General features: G+C 70.1%; 13 protein-coding genes. 5 read left to right on the top strand and 8 right to left on the bottom strand.

Annotated features, from left to right (window positions below; genetic code table 11):
- Position 1: 1 nt before the first annotated feature.
- Both urtE and AU196_RS05315 read left to right on the top strand, forming a co-directional pair.
- Positions 2–694, top strand: coding sequence for an urea ABC transporter ATP-binding subunit UrtE (urtE, locus tag AU196_RS05320; protein ID WP_059094047.1), 693 nt, complete (start codon positions 2–4; stop codon positions 692–694).
- Positions 695–708: 14 nt separating this feature from the next.
- Positions 709–1866, top strand: a complete 1158-nt coding sequence (locus AU196_RS05315; protein WP_059094046.1) for a zinc-binding dehydrogenase — start codon at positions 709–711, stop codon at positions 1864–1866.
- Here the strand turns inward: AU196_RS05315 and hisS are convergent.
- On the bottom strand, positions 1863–3119 hold the full coding sequence (gene hisS, locus AU196_RS05310) for a histidine--tRNA ligase (RefSeq protein WP_059094045.1): 1257 nt from the start codon (positions 3117–3119) through the stop codon (positions 1863–1865). The genes AU196_RS05315 and hisS overlap by 4 nt on opposite strands.
- Positions 3116–3781, bottom strand: a complete 666-nt coding sequence (locus tag AU196_RS05305; RefSeq protein WP_059094044.1) for an MBL fold metallo-hydrolase — start codon at positions 3779–3781, stop codon at positions 3116–3118. The genes hisS and AU196_RS05305 overlap by 4 nt, the downstream gene beginning before the upstream one ends.
- A 131-nt stretch (positions 3782–3912) precedes the next feature.
- Between AU196_RS05305 and AU196_RS05300 the strand changes: the two genes are divergently transcribed.
- Positions 3913–4794: a peptidylprolyl isomerase gene (locus AU196_RS05300; protein WP_059094043.1), complete on the top strand. Its 882-nt coding sequence runs from the start codon at positions 3913–3915 to the stop codon at positions 4792–4794.
- Positions 4794–5786, top strand: coding sequence for a peptidylprolyl isomerase (locus AU196_RS05295; protein WP_059094042.1), 993 nt, complete (start codon positions 4794–4796; stop codon positions 5784–5786). Before AU196_RS05300 ends, AU196_RS05295 begins: the two co-directional genes overlap by 1 nt.
- A gap of 4 nt (positions 5787–5790) precedes the next feature.
- Here AU196_RS05295 and AU196_RS05290 read toward each other — a convergent pair whose 3' ends face one another.
- The 6 genes from AU196_RS05290 to yajC all read right to left on the bottom strand — a co-directional run bounded on the left by AU196_RS05290 (position 5791) and on the right by yajC (position 13919).
- Positions 5791–8178, bottom strand: coding sequence for a RelA/SpoT family protein (locus AU196_RS05290; protein ID WP_059094041.1), 2388 nt, complete (start codon positions 8176–8178; stop codon positions 5791–5793).
- 55 nt (positions 8179–8233) lie between these two features.
- Positions 8234–8758, bottom strand: coding sequence for an adenine phosphoribosyltransferase (locus tag AU196_RS05285; RefSeq protein ID WP_082695632.1), 525 nt, complete (start codon positions 8756–8758; stop codon positions 8234–8236).
- On the bottom strand, positions 8755–10404 hold the full coding sequence (locus AU196_RS05280) for an ABC transporter substrate-binding protein (protein ID WP_059094040.1): 1650 nt from the start codon (positions 10402–10404) through the stop codon (positions 8755–8757). Before AU196_RS05280 ends, AU196_RS05285 begins: the two co-directional genes overlap by 4 nt.
- Positions 10405–10409: 5 nt before the next feature.
- Entirely contained in the window at positions 10410–11663 is a 1254-nt protein-coding gene (secF, locus tag AU196_RS05275) for a protein translocase subunit SecF (protein WP_059094039.1), read from the bottom strand.
- 3 nt (positions 11664–11666) lie between these two features.
- Positions 11667–13478 carry a protein translocase subunit SecD gene (gene secD, locus AU196_RS05270; RefSeq protein ID WP_059094038.1) on the bottom strand — a complete coding sequence of 604 codons (1812 nt, stop codon included), beginning with the start codon at positions 13476–13478 and terminating at the stop codon, positions 11667–11669.
- Between the two features lie 87 nt (positions 13479–13565).
- The gene (yajC, locus tag AU196_RS05265) at positions 13566–13919 is read right to left on the bottom strand and encodes a preprotein translocase subunit YajC (RefSeq protein ID WP_059094037.1); all 354 of its coding nucleotides are present in this window, start codon (positions 13917–13919) and stop codon (positions 13566–13568) included.
- 260 nt (positions 13920–14179) lie between these two features.
- Between yajC and gabT the strand changes: the two genes are divergently transcribed.
- Positions 14180–15520, top strand: coding sequence for a 4-aminobutyrate--2-oxoglutarate transaminase (gene gabT, locus AU196_RS05260; protein WP_059094036.1), 1341 nt, complete (start codon positions 14180–14182; stop codon positions 15518–15520).
- The last annotated feature ends 9 nt before the right edge of the window (positions 15521–15529 follow it).

The following is a 15529-nucleotide window of genomic DNA, read 5'->3' as shown; positions in this document are numbered from 1 at the left end:
CATGCTGCAGCTCGTCGACATCCGTACCGGGTACGGGCGGTCACAGGTCATCCACGGCGCGAGTGTCGAGGTGCCCTCCGACGGGGTGGCCGCGGTGATGGGTCACAACGGCGCGGGGAAGACGACGCTGCTGCGCGCGGCGGTCGGGCTGCTCAAATGCACGGGCGGTCGGGTGCTGTTCGACGGTGAGGACATCACCAGGCTGCGGCCCAGCGCGCGGGTGGCCCGGGGACTGGCCTACGTCCCGCAGGGACAGCAGTCGTTCGGGCAGCTGACCACCGCGGAGAATCTGCAGGTGGTCGCCGACGGCCGCAAGAACGGCAGACAGCTGATCGACGAGCAACTCGACCTGTTCCCGGCGCTCAAGGAACTGTTGACCCGCCGCGCCGGCCTGCTCTCGGGCGGGCAGCGGCAACAGCTCGCGATCGCCCGCGCACTGATCACCAGCCCGAAGTGCCTGATCCTCGACGAACCCACCGAAGGCATCCAGCCGTCCGTGGTCGCCGAGATCGAAGCGGCGATCACCGCGTTGACCGCTCGCGGCGACCTCGGTGTGCTGCTCGTCGAACAGCACATCGGCTTCGCACTGGAATCGTCGCAGCGGTACTACATCCTCGAAGCCGGCCGCATCACCTCCAGCGGCACCGGTGGTTCGGCGTCGGAGGCCGATGTGCGGGCGGCGATGGCGATCTGAGCTACTGTCGGCCCATGAAGGCCGTCAGCTGCGAACGCGGCACCCTGTCGGTGGTCGACCTGCCCACCCCACAGCCGGCGAAGGGCCAACTGGTCCTCGACGTGCGACGCTGCGGAATCTGTGGATCCGACCTGCACGCCAAGGACCACGCCGACGAGTTGACCGACGTCATGGACCACCTCGGCTATCCGGACTTCATGCGAGGCGACACGCCGGTCGTCCTCGGCCACGAGTTCTGCGGTGAGGTGGCCGAACGCGGCAAGGGTGTGGGCAAGGAGTTCAAGCCGGGCACGCCCGTGGTGTCCTTCCCGCTGGTACGGGCGGCCGGCGGCGTCCACCTGACCGGCCTGTCGCCGCTGGCCCCTGGCGGCTTCGCCGAGCAGGTCCTGGCCGAGGCGTCGATGAGCTTCGCCGTCCCCAACGGTCTCGACCTCGACATCGCGGCGCTGACCGAGCCGATGGCCGTCGCCCTACATGCCGTGCGGCGCAGCGAGATCCGCAGACGCGACGCGGCGATCGTGATCGGCTGCGGGCCGGTCGGGCTCGCGGTGATCTGCCATCTCAAGGCGCTCGGTGTGCGCCAGATCGTCGCCAGCGACTTCTCCGCCACACGACGTGCGCTCGCCACCCGCTGCGGCGCCGACGTGGTGGTCGACCCGGCCGTCGACTCCCCCTACGAGGCGTGCGGTCAGCGGGGCGCGGTCACCGAGGCGCCGCAACTCTACGAGCTCGGGGTCGGCTCCATGGAGAAGTTGCGCCGGCTGCCCGGCTGGTCGCACCTGTACCGGGCCGCCGACGCGCTGGGCGCCGCGGGACCGAAACGGCCGATCGTGTTCGAATGCGTCGGGCTGCCCGGGATGATCGACGGCATCATCGCCGCCGCCCCGCTCCAGTCCCGGGTCATCGTGGTCGGCGTCTGCATGGGCGAGGACCGCTTCCGGCCCACCCTGGCGAACGCGAAGGAGATCGACCTGCGATTCGTCTTCGCCTACACGCCGCTGGAGTTCCGGGACACGCTGCACCTGCTCGCCGAGGGCAAGCTCGACGCGTCGGCGCTCGTCACCGGCACCGTCGGCCTCGACGGCGTCGCGACCGCCTTCGAGGTGCTGGGATCGGCCGAGGCGCACGCGAAGATCCTCATCGACCCGCGCAGCACCGCGGTCGCACCCTAGCGCAACCGCGAAACGACCTCGGCCACAACGTCTTCGCGCGCGACCTCGGTCTGGTCGCCGGTGCCGAGGTTCTTCACCTTCACCGCGGCGACCCCGGGGTCGGCGATCAGCGCGACGGACGCGCCAGTGCGGTCCGCCGCCTTGAGGGCGGCCTTGAGGCTGCGATCGCCGTACGCCACGTCGGCGCGGACGCCGGCCCGGCGCAGATCGGCGGCCAGCACGGCGACGTCGACCTTCGCGTCGGGCGCGGACGGGATGCAGTACACGTCGATGCGCGCCGCCTCGTCCGCCGCCTTCCCCTCGGCCCGCAACGCCAGCACCGTGCGGTCGACCCCCAGCCCGAACCCGATGCCCGAGACGTCCTGCCCGCCCAGCCGTCGCATCAGCCCGTCGTAACGGCCGCCGCCACCGATGCCGGATTGCGCGCCGAGGCCGTCGTGGACGAATTCGAACGTGGTCTTGGTGTAGTAGTCGAGGCCGCGCACCATACGCGGGTTGATCACGAACGGCACACCGAGAGCGTGCAGATGCGTCTGCACCGTCTCGAAATGCGCTTTGGCGCTGTCGGACAGGTGGTCCAGCATCACCGGAGCGTCGGCGGTCATCTCGCGCACGTGCGGGCGCTTGTCGTCGAGGACGCGCAGCGGGTTGATCTCCGCACGGCGCCGGGTGTCCTCGTCGAGGTCGAGCCGGAACAGGAAGTCCTGCAACAGTTCCCGGTACTGCGGCCGGCAGGTGTCGTCACCGAGAGAGGTGAGTTCCAGGCGGAAGCCGTCGAGGCCCAGTGACCGGAAGCCGGCGTAGGCGACCGCGATCACCTCGGCGTCGAGCGCCGGGTCGTCCACCCCGATCGCCTCGACGCCGACCTGCTGGAGCTGGCGGTAGCGCCCGGCCTGCGGCCGCTCGTAGCGGAAGAACGGCCCGGAGTAGCAGAGTTTGACGGGCAGCGCCCCGCGGTCGAGCCGGTGCTGGATCACCGCGCGGATCACCCCCGCGGTCCCCTCGGGCCGCAGCGTCACCGACCGGTCCCCGCGGTCGGCGAAGGTGTACATCTCCTTGCTCACCACATCGGTGGACTCCCCCACCCCGCGCGCGAACAGCGCGGTGTCCTCGAAGATCGGGAGTTCCACGTCGCCGTATCCGGCCCGCCGCGCCGCGGTGAGCAACCCGTCGCGGACGGCGACGAACTGCGCCGACTCCGGCGGGAGGTAGTCCGGGACGCCCTTGGGCGCCTGGAAGACGGTCTCGGTCACAGTCTGAGCCCTTCGAGGAACGGGTTGGTGCGGCGTTCGTCGCCGATCGTGGAGGCCGGTCCATGCCCGGGCAGCACGACGGTGTCGTCGTCGAGCACCAGCAGTTTGGTCAGGATGGACCCCAGCAGGTCGCGACCACTGCCGCCGGGCAGGTCGGTGCGGCCGACGGAACCGCGGAACAGGGTGTCACCGGTCAGCGCCACCGGTGTGGTGTCTCCCGGCAGCCGGAAGACCACCGACCCGCGGGTGTGGCCGGGCGTGGGGTCGACGGTCACCGGCATACCGCCGAGGTCGAGCGTCTGCCCGTCGCGGTCGAACTCGACGAGCTGCCGCGGCTCCCGGAACAGCGCCCCCATCAGCATCTGCCCGATCCGGGGTCCGAAACCCTTGATCGGATCGGTGAGCATGAACCGGTCCTCGGGGTGGATGTAGGCCGGGCAGCCGTAGGTGTCGGCGACCTTCTGCGCCGACCAGATGTGGTCGATGTGGCCGTGCGTCAACAGCACCGCCGCCGGGGTGAGTCGGTGTTCGTCGAGGACACGGCGCAGCGGCGCCATGGCCCGCTGCCCCGGGTCGACGACGATCGCGTCCGACCCCGGCCGCTGGGCGAGCACGTAGCAGTTGCACGCCAGCATGCCCGCCGGAAATCCGGTGATCAACACGTATGCCAGTTTCCCATGCCGGACGGGGTGACCCTTTCCAGCGGGTCGTTCACCTGACCCTCAGCAACTTTTGGCACACTCGGTGCCGACCGGACGCGGGTATGACCGCGCAGACGAGGAGGACAGCGGCGGTGCCGACAAACGAACAGCGACGCGAGGCGGCCAAACGCAAACTCGAACGGCAGCTCGAACGCCGGGCCGAGAAGGCGCGTAAGCGGCGGATCGCGACGATCGCCGGTTCGGCGGTGGCGGCGCTCGCCGTGATCGGCGTCGTCGTCGCGACGATCGTGCTCACCGACGGCGACTCGTCGGACACCACCGCATCGGCGCAGACCCCCAGCCCGACCACCTCGGGGGCGCCCGCTCAGCCGGCCGCGGACGGCCGGCTGCCCGCGTTCGCGCCGCCTGCCGGTCTGGGCGCCGACTGCCAGTACCCCGGGGCCGGACCGGCGAGCAAGCAGGTCAACCCGCCGCGTACGGGCACCGTGCCCACCGACCCCGCCGAGGTCAGCGTCAGCATGTCCACCAACCAGGGCAATCTCGGTCTGCTGCTCGACAACGCCAAGGCGCCGTGCACGGTCAACAGCTTCGCCAGCCTGGCGCAGCAGGGTTACTTCAACGACACGCCGTGCCACCGGCTGACCACCAGCCCGGCGCTGTCGGTGCTGCAGTGCGGCGACCCGACCGGCGAGGGCACCGGCGGACCGGGTTACGAGTTCGCCAACGAATACCCGACGAACCAGTATCAGCCGGACGACCCCGCACTGCAGGAAGCGGTGCTCTACCCGCGCGGGACGCTGGCGATGGCCAACGCCGGACCCAACACCAACGGCAGCCAGTTCTTCCTCGTCTACAAGGACAGCCAGCTGCCGCCCGGCTACACCGTGTTCGGCCGCATCGACGACACCGGCCTGGCCACGCTGGACAAGATCGCCGCGGCCGGCGTCCAAGGCGGCGGTCAGGACGGCGCACCGACCGACGAGGTCCAGGTCAAGACGATCCTGCTGGACTGATGAGCCACCCGCCGGGGCCGTGGCCCCCGCCGCCGGGGTACCCGCCCGGTCACCCCGGTGGATATCCGCGTCCGCGCACCACCAACTCGTGGGCCGTGGCCGCGCTGGTGTGCGCGCTCCTCGTCGCACCGCTGGGCATCGTCTTCGGCCACCTGTCGCTGTCCCAGATCAAACGGACCGGGGAGGACGGCCGCGGCCTCGCGCTCGCCGGCCTGATCATCGGGTACCTCATGACCGCGCTGACCGTGATCGTCGTCGTCCTCAGCCTGCTGTTCCTGGTGGCGGTCGCCCAGCAGGCCGGCGAACTGCGCGTCGACGACGGCGGCCGCACCCGCAGCGCCGCACCGCCGTCGGGTGACCGGCTGCCCGCCTTCGTGCCACCCCGCAATCTCGGCGCCAACTGCCAGTACCCGAAGAGCGACCTGCCCGCCGCCGCGCCGGTCAGGCCGCCGCGCACCGGGCGCGTGCCGACCGACCCGGCGACGGTCACCGCCGGCGTGTCGACCAGCCAGGGCAACATCGGCCTCGAACTCGACAACGGCACGTCACCCTGCACGGTGAACAACTTCGCCAGCCTTGCCCAGCAGGGGTTCTTCGACGACACCACCTGCCACCGGCTCACCACCGCGCGCACGATGAAGGTGCTGCAGTGCGGCGATCCGACCGGCACCGGCGCGGGCGGGCCGGGCTACCGGTTCCCGAACGAATACCCGACGAGCCAGTACCGGCTGTCGGATCCCGGGCTGCGGCGTCCGGTCGTCTACCCGCGGGGCACGCTGGCGATGGCCAACACCGGGCCGGGCACCAACGGCAGCCAGTTCATGCTCGTCTACGGGGACACCCTGCTGCCGCCGAAGTACACGGTGTTCGGGACCGTCGACTCCACCGGCCTGGCGACGCTCGACAGGATCGCCGCCCGCGGTGTCGCCGGCGGCGGGGACGACGGGAAACCGGCCGCTGAGGTCACGATCACCACCGCGCGACTCGACTGACCGGTCAGGCCGCGCTGGTCACCCGGTAGACGTCGTACACGCCTTCGACGTTGCGCACCACCCGCAGCAGGTAGCCGAGGTGCTTGGGGTCGCCCATCTCGAAGGTGAAGCGGCTGATCGCCACCCGGTCGTTCGACGTGGTCACCGACGCCGAGAGGATGTTCACCTTCTCGTCGGCGAGCACCCGGGTGACGTCGGAGAGCAGCCGGTGGCGGTCGAGCGCCTCGACCTGGATGGCCACCAGGAACACCGACGACGGCGACGGGGCCCACTCGACGTCGATGATCCGTTCGGCCTGCTCCTGGAGCGAGGATGCGTTGGTGCAGTCGGTGCGGTGCACGCTGACCCCGCCACCGCGGGTGACGAACCCCATGATCTGGTCGCCCGGCACCGGGGTGCAGCACTTGGCCAGCTTCGTCAGGACCCCCGGCGCGCCGGGCACCGACACGCCCGTGTCGTCGGTGCTGCGCTGACGGACCGGCATCGTCGCCGGGGTGGACCGTTCGGCGAGCTCGTCCTCGGCGGCCTCGTCGCCACCGAACTGGGCGAGCAACCGCTGCACGACGTGGCGCGCCGAGACGTGCCCCTCACCGACCGCGGTGTAGAGCGCAGAGACGTCGGCGTAGCGAAGCTCCCGTGCGAGCGCGGCCATCGACTCGGCATTCATCAAGCGCTGCAACGGAAGTCCGCCGCGCCGCACCTCACGGCCGATCGCGTCCTTACCGGCTTCGAGAGCCTCCTCGCGGCGCTCCTTGGCGAACCACTGGCGGATCTTGGCCTTGGCGCGCGGGGACACCACGAAGGTCTGCCAGTCCCGCGACGGGCCCGCACCCTGCGCCTTGGAGGTGAAGATCTCGACGACCTCGCCGTTTTCGAGTTTGCGCTCCAGCGCGACCAGGCGGCCGTTGACCCGCGCGCCGATGCAGCGGTGCCCGACCTCGGTGTGCACGGCGTAGGCGAAGTCGACCGGTGTGGACCCGGCGGGCAGCGTGATCACGTCGCCCTTCGGCGTGAAGACGAAGATCTCCTGGACCGCGAGGTCGTAGCGCAGCGACTCCAGGAACTCACCCGGGTCTGCGGCCTCCCGCTGCCAGTCGAGGAGCTGACGCATCCAGGCCATGTCGTCGATCTCGGCCGCGGTGTGGCCTGCCGGTACACCGTTGCGGCCCTTGGCTTCCTTGTACCGCCAGTGCGCCGCGATGCCGTATTCGGCGGTGCGGTGCATGTCGCGGGTGCGGATCTGCACCTCGAGCGGTTTGCCCTCCGGCCCGACGACCGTGGTGTGCAGCGACTGGTAGACGCCGTAGCGGGGCTGGGCGATGTAGTCCTTGAACCGCCCCGCCATCGGCTGCCACAGCGAGTGCACGACACCCACCGCGGCGTAGCAGTCGCGGATCTCGTCGCACAGGATGCGCACGCCCACCAGGTCGTGGATGTCGTCGAAGTCGCGGCCCTTGACGATCATCTTCTGGTAGATCGACCAGTAGTGCTTGGGGCGGCCCTCGACGGTGGCGTTGATCTTCGACTTCGTCAGGGTGTTGACGATCTCCGCGCGGACCTTGGCCAGATACGTGTCGCGCGACGGTGCCCGGTCGGCGACCAGGCGCACGATCTCGTCGTATTTCTTCGGGTGCAGGATCGCGAACGACAGATCCTCGAGCTCCCACTTGACCGTGGCCATCCCCAGCCGGTGGGCAAGGGGCGCAATCACTTCCAGCGTCTCCCGGGCCTTGCGCGCCTGCTTCTCCGGCGGCAGGAACCGCATGGTCCGCATGTTGTGCAACCGGTCGGCGACCTTGATCACCAGCACCCGCGGATCACGCGCCATCGCGATGATCATCTTGCGGATCGTCTCGCCCTCGGCGGCGGTCCCCAGCGCCACCTTGTCGAGTTTGGTGACCCCGTCGACCAGATGGCCGACCTCGGCGCCGAAGTCGGCGGTCAGCGCGTCGAGGGTGTACCCCGTGTCCTCGACGGTGTCGTGCAGCAGCGCGGCGATCAGCGTGGTCGTGTCCATCCCCAGTTCGGCGAGGATGTTGGCCACCGCCAGCGGATGGGTGATGTACGGGTCGCCGGAGCGGCGCATCTGGTCGGCGTGCCGTTGTTCGGCGACCTCGTAGGCGCGCTGCAGCAGCGTCAGGTCGGCCTTGGGGTAGAACTCCCGGTGCACCGCCACCAGCGGTTCGAGCACGGGGTTGACCGCACTGCGCTGCGCGGTCATCCGGCGGGCGAGGCGGGCCCGCACCCGCCGCGAGGCACTCGACGTCGTCTTGGGAGAGTCGGTCTTGGGCGCGTCGGACTTGGGTGGTTCGGCCGGCGCCGGGGATTCGGGGATGTCGGCGATCGGCAGCGGCGCGGTGACCGGTGAGGTCGTGGTCGTGTCGTCAGCCATCAGTCCACCTCCTCGTCCACCTCTGCTCCGGCCGCGCAGACCTCGAGGATATCCCTCACACCGTGTAGAGGCTGCTGACGGACAGCGGGTGCACCACCTCACGCCCGCCCAGGGCGGTCAGCTCCAGCACCACCGCGGCGTTGCGCACCGTGGCGCCGCCGCTGGTGAGCAGTCGATGCGTGGCCGCGACGGTCCCGCCGGTGGCCAGCACGTCGTCGATGATCACGACGGTGCGCCCGGCGATGTCCAATCCGTCGGCGGGGATCTCCAGCGTGGCCGAACCGTATTCGAGGTCGTAGGTCTGCGAGTGCACCGGAGGCGGCAGCTTGCCCCCTTTGCGCACGGCCAGGACCCCGGTGCCCAGCCGCAGCGCCACCGCGGCGCCCAACAGGAATCCGCGGGCATCGATACCGGCCACCAGGTCCGCGCCCTCCGCGGTGGCGGCCAGCGCGTCGGTGACCGCGATCAGACCGTCGGCGTCGGCGAGCAGCGGCGTCAGGTCCTTGAACTGGACGCCGGGCTCGGGGAAGTCGGGCACCTCGCGCATCAACGACGCGATGACCTGCGCGATGTCGGTCACCGTGACAGCCTCCAGCGGTCCATGTTCCAGCCGGCGCCCCACCGGGTGGGGTTGCCGATCACCGCGTACATCTTCGACGAGGTGAGCAGTGTGCGCTGCTGACGGTACAGCGGCAGGGTCGGCATGTCGGCCCACAGCATCGGCGCGCCCTCGCCGAGCAGCCTGGCCTGTTCTTTGGGATCGGAGCTGACCGCCAGCGAGCCGATGATGCCGTCGATGCGCGGATTGGAGTATCCGCTCAGATTGTTGCCGTTACCGGTGTGCAGCGCGTAGGCGTCCAACGCCGACGCCCCGGTCGAACCACTGCCAGGAGCGCCGCCGGTGCTGGCGAGGAGGACATCGATCTCGTTGGCGCGCAACGTCAATGGCCCGACCGACGGACCCGCGGCGTCGACCACCCTGATACCCGCCGGTTCGCAGGACTTGGCGATGGCCCCGACGGTCGCGGCCAGTCTGGCGTTGGGGCTCTGATAGCCGATCCGCACGGTCAGCGGGCGGTTCCCCAACGCGTCGCGAGCGGCCTTCGGATCGGCGACGGCGAATCGGCCGACCTCGCCGGTGGCCTCCGCGGCGGCGAAGGCGTCCTCGCCGGCCGGGTTGAGCCGGGAGTTGGCGATCGGCGCCTCGGCGTTGCGGGCGATGACGTCGCGCGGTGTGCAGAACGCCAGCGCGCGACGGGCCGGCGGGGCGGCCAGCGGGCCGCGCGGGGCGAAGATCAGCTGTTCGATACCCGCTGACGGGCTGTCGGAGCGGACGTAGTCCTCGGGCATGTTCAGCGCGCCGGAGGAGCCTGCGGCGATGTCGACGACGTCGTAGGCGCCTTCGTTGACGCGCTCCTGGATGTCGGCGCCGCGCGGCCACACCGTGATCCGGTTCGTCACGGGTGCGGCGCCCCACCACTTGTCGTTGGCCACGAGGGTGACGGCGCCCTCGTCGGTCACCGACTCGAGCTTGTACGGCCCCGACGACGGGAACTTCTTCAGATCCTCGGAGCTCAGCCCGGGCTCGAGGTCCCAGGTGGTGTTCCACGCGTCGGCGATGCGGTCGACGACCGGCAGGTCACCGTTCGTCAGCGCGGCGGTGACGTCGACGCCGAGTTCGTCGGCGAGGACGTGCGACGGCATCAGCGCGGTCGCGCTGAACAACTGCCCGAAGTCGACGAATCCGCGGTCCGGCGCAAACGACACCCGCGCGCGTTTCTGGCCCGGGGCGCAGTCGACCGATGCGACGTCGCTGTAGCCGCCCCGGTTGGCGGCGTCGAACCGCGGGAAGCGGCCCGACTGCGACGCCCACGCCAGGACCAGGTCGTCGCAGGTCACCGGTTTACCGTCGGAGTAGACGGCCTTGTCGCTGATCTGGTAGTCGAGCACCAGCGGCGCACGGCCGACCACCGCGATGGTGCCGAAGTCGTGGTCGCCGACGATCTGGCCCTCGGGACCGTGGTAGTTGAACCCGGTCAGCACGCGGGCGAAGGCCTGCGGGCCGCCCGACGCGGCGCCCGCGACGGTGTTGGTGTTGTAGCTGACGAGCGCGCCGTCGACGGCGTAGTCCACCGAGTCCGCGGCGGTGCCGCAGGACGACAGCGCGGAGGCCGTCAGCGTCGCCACCGTCGCCGCCACGGCGGCCCGCCGGATCCGAGCGTGCATCGGGCCTACCGGCCCCGGGGGGTGCGCTTACCCGTGGGGCGACTGGGCCTGCTCGGCAGTGACGGTTTCGCACCCGGCGCGGGCTTGTCGGCCGGCGGGGCGGTCGCGGCCTTGACCGTCGACGTGGCCGTGACCTTCTCCGGTTCGCCGGCTTCGGTGTCGTCCTCGACCGGTGCGGTGAGCGCCGCACCCCTCGGGGCGCCGGGCTTGCGCCGGTTGAGCACACGGCGGGTGTGGTCGCGCACCAGCTGCGTGCGTTCACGCAGCGACACCAGCAGCGGGGTGGCGAAGAAGATCGACGAGTAGGTGCCGACGATCACGCCGACCAGCTGGACGAGCGCCAGGTCCATCAGCGTGCCGACGCCCAGCAGCCACACCGCGATCACCATCAGCGCGATGATCGGCAGCACCGAGATCAGGCTGGTGTTGATCGAGCGCATGAACGTCTGGTTGACCGCGAGGTTGGCCTGTTCGGCGAACGTGCGCCGGGTCGTGTGTTCGAAGCCGTGGGTGTTCTCCTCGACCTTGTCGAACACGATCACCGTGTCGTAGAGCGAGAAGCCCAGAATGGTGAGCAGGCCGATCACGGTCGCGGGACTCACCTCGAACCCCACCAGGGAGTACACACCCGCGGTGACGATCAGGTCGAAGAACAGCGTCGCCATCGCCGCGATCGCCATCCAACGTTCGTAGCGGATACCGATGTAGAGCGACGCCAGCACCAGGAACACCCCGAGCGCGATCAGCGCCTTGTCGGTGATCTGGCCGCCCCACGTCTCGGACACCGCGGAGTCGCTGATGGCCTGTTCGCTGGGCCGGCCGTCCTCGCCGAAGGGCTGGAAGCGGTCGAACAGCGCGGTGCGCAGTTCGGAGGCCTCGTCGTTGGTGAGCGTCTCCGACCGGATCTGCACGGTCGCCGAGTTCCCACTGCCGACGGTGACCACCGACTCCGGCGCCTTGCCGAGGGTCTCGTTGAAGACGGTCTCGACCTGGGTGACCTCGGCGTTGCCGTTGGCTCCCGCCACCGGCATCCCGACCTTGGTGCCGCCCTCGAAGTCGATGCCGAAGGTGAATCCGCGGATCAGGATGCTGGCCAGCGCGATGACGACGATCGCCCCGCTGATCGCGTACCACATCTTGCGCCGCCCGACGACCTCGAAGGCGCCGGTGCCCGTGTAGAGCCGGACGAAGAAACCGTGTCTGGGTGCCGTCTCGGTGCCCGTCCCCGTCACGGCGTCCGGGGTGTGCTTTCTCGCCATTGCCTATCCCCGTCCCGCGGTCGCGTGTGCGGCCGCCCGTCGTTCGCGCGCGATCTGCTGGACCGCGCCGAGGCCGTTGAACTTCGGTTTGGCCGCCCAGGTCGTCTTCGAGGCCAGGTAGACCAGCGGCCAGGTCACCAGGAACACCACGACGACGTCGAGGATGGTGGTCAGCCCGAGCGTGAACGCAAAGCCCTTGACCTGCCCGACAGCCAGGAAGTAGAGCACCGCCGCGGCCAGGAACGTCACCGCGTTGCCGGACACGATCGTCTTCCGCGCTCTGGCCCAACCGCGCGGTACCGCCGACCGGAACGACCGTCCTTCGCGGATCTCGTCCTTGATGCGTTCGAAGAACACGACGAAGGAGTCCGCGGTGGTGCCGATACCGATGATCAAACCGGCGATACCGGCGAGGTCGAGGGTGTAGTTGATGTACCGACCCAGCAGCACCAGGATCGCGAACACCATCGCCCCGGAGGCGACCAGCGACAGCGCGATCAGCACGCCGAGCAGGCGGTAGTACAGCAGCGAGTACAGCAGCACGGCCGCCAGACCGACCGCACCGGCGATCAGCCCGGCCTTCAGCGACGCCAGCCCGAGCGTGGCCGACACCGTCTCGGCTTCGGACGACTCGAAGGACAGCGGCAACGAGCCGTACTTCAGCACGTTGGCGAGTTCACGGGCCGACGCGTCGGTGAACCGGCCGTTGATCTGCGTGCGGCCGCCCGGGATGGCTTCCTGGATCTCGGGGGCGCTGACCACGCGGGAGTCCAACGTGAACGCGGTCTGGGTGCCGACGTTCGCGGCGGTGAAATCCGCCCAGACCTTGGCCGCTTCGTCCTTGAACTCCAGGTCGACGATGTACTCGCCGCGCTGGTTGTCCAGCCCGGACGACGCGTTGGCGATCTGCTCACCGCTGATGATCGACTTGTTCAGCAGGTACACCGTCTGCCCGTCGGTCGAGCAGGTGATCAGCGGCAGGTTCGGGTCGTCGTTGCCGGCGAGGACGTCGTCCTCACCGCAGCGGGTGGCCTGGAACTGCAGCGCCAGCAACTGGATGGACGGGTCGGTGCTCTGCCGCAACTGCTTCTCGTCGGCGATGCGCTGCGCGAGGTCGGCGCGCTCGTCGGGCACGCCCGGCGCCTGGGTCGGCGCGGGTGCGGCCGGACCGCCCGGTGCCTGCGGTGCCGGGGCCGGCGCCGGGGTGGGTTCGGTGGGCGACGGGGCCGGCTGCTGCGGGTAGGGCCGGGGCTGCGGCGCCGGTGGCGTATCCGCGGGCGGAACCTCACCCGCCGGCGCCTGGCCCGGGGGCGGCGCCTGGCCGGGCTGCGGGACGAGACCGGGCAGGCCGGGCAGACCCGGCGCCGGCTGCGGCTGACCGGGCTGGGCGGGTTCCTCGCCGCCCTGTTCGCCACCCCGGGCGGCGGCCGGCTGCGCCTGCATCGCGTGCACGACCGGCCGGATGTAGAGCCGTGCGGTCTGCCCGAGGTTGCGGGCCTCGTTGCCGTCGTTGCCCGGAACGGTGATGACCAGGTTGTCGCCGTCGACGACGACCTCCGAGCCCGACACCCCCAGCCCGTCGACGCGCGCACTGATGATCTGCTGTGCCTGGGCCAGCGATTCCCGGGTCGGCGGGGAGCCGTCCGGGGTCCGCGCGGTCAGGGTCACGCGGGTGCCGCCCTGCAGGTCGATTCCCAGCTTCGGGTCCGCCTTCTTGTCACCGGTCAGGAAGACCAGGAGGAAGGCGCCGACCAGAAGTACCAGGAAGAGCGACAGGTAGCGGGCAGGATGTACCGGCGCCGAAGACGATGCCACGTTGCTTGGGTCCCCTCGAGTTCAGTTCGTCAGCACCGCAAAGGGTACGTGCGGCTGCTGAGGGCTTGGCTGTCAGTCTCCCCGTGATCAGTCGCGCTTGGACCGGTCGGGATCGGACGTCGCGTCGGCGACGGGGCTGTCGAATACCTCGGTGGCCGCCGAATCGTCGGTGTCGAGTTCGTCGGAGGGGTCGATGCGGTCCCGCACCGCGAGCTTCATCCAGGTGGTGACGACGCCGGGGGCGATCTCCAGGTGCACGTCGTCGTCGGTGATGCCGGTGATGGTGCCCTGCAGACCGGAGGTGGTGTGGATCCGGTCGCCGATCTGCAGCGAATTGTGCAGGTCGATGGTGGCCTGCATGGCCTTCTTCTGGCGGCGCGAGGCGAAGAACATGAACGCGCCCATGATGATGAGCAGGGGTAGGAATACGACCAGATCCATGGCAGCAAGCGTCTTTCGTTTCGAGGTATTCGCGGTCACGGCGCCCTTGATCCCCCCGGAAAACAGGCGCCTCGTAGTTGACCAGTGTGCCATTGTCCGGCCCCGGATCCGGATGCCCGGTCGCCTGCGACCACCTCCGCGGGTCCGATTCCACGGAAATCGCACAAATCCCGCGTGCTTGTTGCGCAATCCATAGTGGAGCCCTCCCCCGACAGCCGTTTCCCGCCGCACACCACCGTGTCGCCGACTAGGCTCATGACGTGGACACCCTCGAGCAGAGCCGCCACCTCGCCACGGCCATCCCCGGCCCGAAGTCACAGCAGCTCATCGACCGCAAGGCCGCCGCCGTCTCGCGCGGTGTCGGCACCACGATGCCGGTGTACGCGGCGCGTGCGCACGGCGGGATCGTCGAGGACGTGGACGGCAACCGGCTGATCGATCTGGGCTCGGGCATCGCGGTCACCACGGTCGGCAACGCGGCGCCCCGGGTCGTCGAGGCGGTCGCCGCGCAGGCCGGTCACTTCACCCACACCTGCTTCATGGTCACGCCGTACGAGGGTTACGTCGCCGTCGCCGAGGCGCTCAACCGGCTCACCCCCGGCAGCGGCGAGAAGCGCTCGGCGCTGTTCAACTCGGGATCGGAGGCCGTCGAGAACGCGATCAAGATCGCACGGTCCTACACCCGCAAGTCGGCCGTGGTGTCCTTCGACCACGCCTACCACGGCCGCACCAACCTGACCATGGCGCTGACCGCCAAGGTCATGCCCTACAAACACGGGTTCGGACCGTTCGCCCCCGAGATCTACCGCGCCCCGCTCTCCTACCCGTTCCGCGACGCCGAGTTCGGAAAGGAACTCGCGACCGACGGCGAGCTGGCCGCCCGCCGGGCCATCGACGTGATCGACAAGCAGGTCGGCGCCGACAATCTGGCCGCGGTGATCATCGAACCGATCCAGGGCGAGGGCGGCTTCATCGTCCCGGCCGAGGGATTCCTGCCGACGCTGCTCGACTGGTGCCGGCGCAACGACGTCGTGTTCATCGCCGACGAGGTGCAGACCGGCTTCGCCCGCACCGGCCGGATGTTCGCGTGCGAGCACGAAGGCATCGAGCCCGACCTGATCGTCACGGCCAAGGGCATCGCTGACGGCATGCCGCTGTCGGCGGTGACGGGCCGCGCCGAGATCATGGACTCCCCGCACGTCTCGGGGCTCGGCGGCACCTACGGCGGCAACCCGGTCGCGTGCGCGGCGGCGCTGGCCACCATCGAGACCATCGAATCGGAGAACCTCGTCGGCCGCGCGGCCGCGGTCGAGGTGCTGATGAAGGACCGGCTGGGCCGGCTGCAGGCCGAGGACGACCGCATCGGCGACGTCCGCGGACGCGGCGCCATGATCGCGGTCGAACTGGTCGAACCCGGCACCACCACACCGAACGCCGCGCTGGCCAAGGCGCTGGCGGCCGGGGCGCACGCCGCAGGCGTGATCGTGCTGACGTGCGGCACCTACGGCAACGTGCTGCGCTTCCTCCCGCCGCTGGCCATCAGCGACGAACTGCTCGTCGAGGGGCTCGACGTGCTGGCCCTCCTCCTCCGCGATCTCTGACAGACCGCG

The organism is Mycobacterium sp. IS-1742 (genome assembly GCF_001500125.1).
In the GTDB taxonomy this organism is placed as follows: Bacteria; Actinomycetota; Actinomycetes; order Mycobacteriales; family Mycobacteriaceae; genus Mycobacterium.
This window is presented reverse-complemented; position numbering and strand designations above follow the sequence as displayed.

What these genes read in the sequence shown, in the direction of transcription:
- urtE (WP_059094047.1), top strand. Translation starts at nt 2, where the DNA reads ATGCTGCAGCTCGTCGACATCCGTACCGGGTACGGGCGGTCACAGGTC.
- AU196_RS05315 (WP_059094046.1), top strand. Translation starts at nt 709, where the DNA reads ATGAAGGCCGTCAGCTGCGAACGCGGCACCCTGTCGGTGGTCGACCTG.
- AU196_RS05295 (WP_059094042.1), top strand. Translation starts at nt 4,794, where the DNA reads ATGAGCCACCCGCCGGGGCCGTGGCCCCCGCCGCCGGGGTACCCGCCC.
- AU196_RS05290 (WP_059094041.1), bottom strand. Translation starts at nt 8,178, where the DNA reads ATGGCTGACGACACGACCACGACCTCACCGGTCACCGCGCCGCTGCCG.
- AU196_RS05280 (WP_059094040.1), bottom strand. Translation starts at nt 10,404, where the DNA reads ATGCACGCTCGGATCCGGCGGGCCGCCGTGGCGGCGACGGTGGCGACG.
- secF (WP_059094039.1), bottom strand. Translation starts at nt 11,663, where the DNA reads ATGGCGAGAAAGCACACCCCGGACGCCGTGACGGGGACGGGCACCGAG.
- yajC (WP_059094037.1), bottom strand. Translation starts at nt 13,919, where the DNA reads ATGGATCTGGTCGTATTCCTACCCCTGCTCATCATCATGGGCGCGTTC.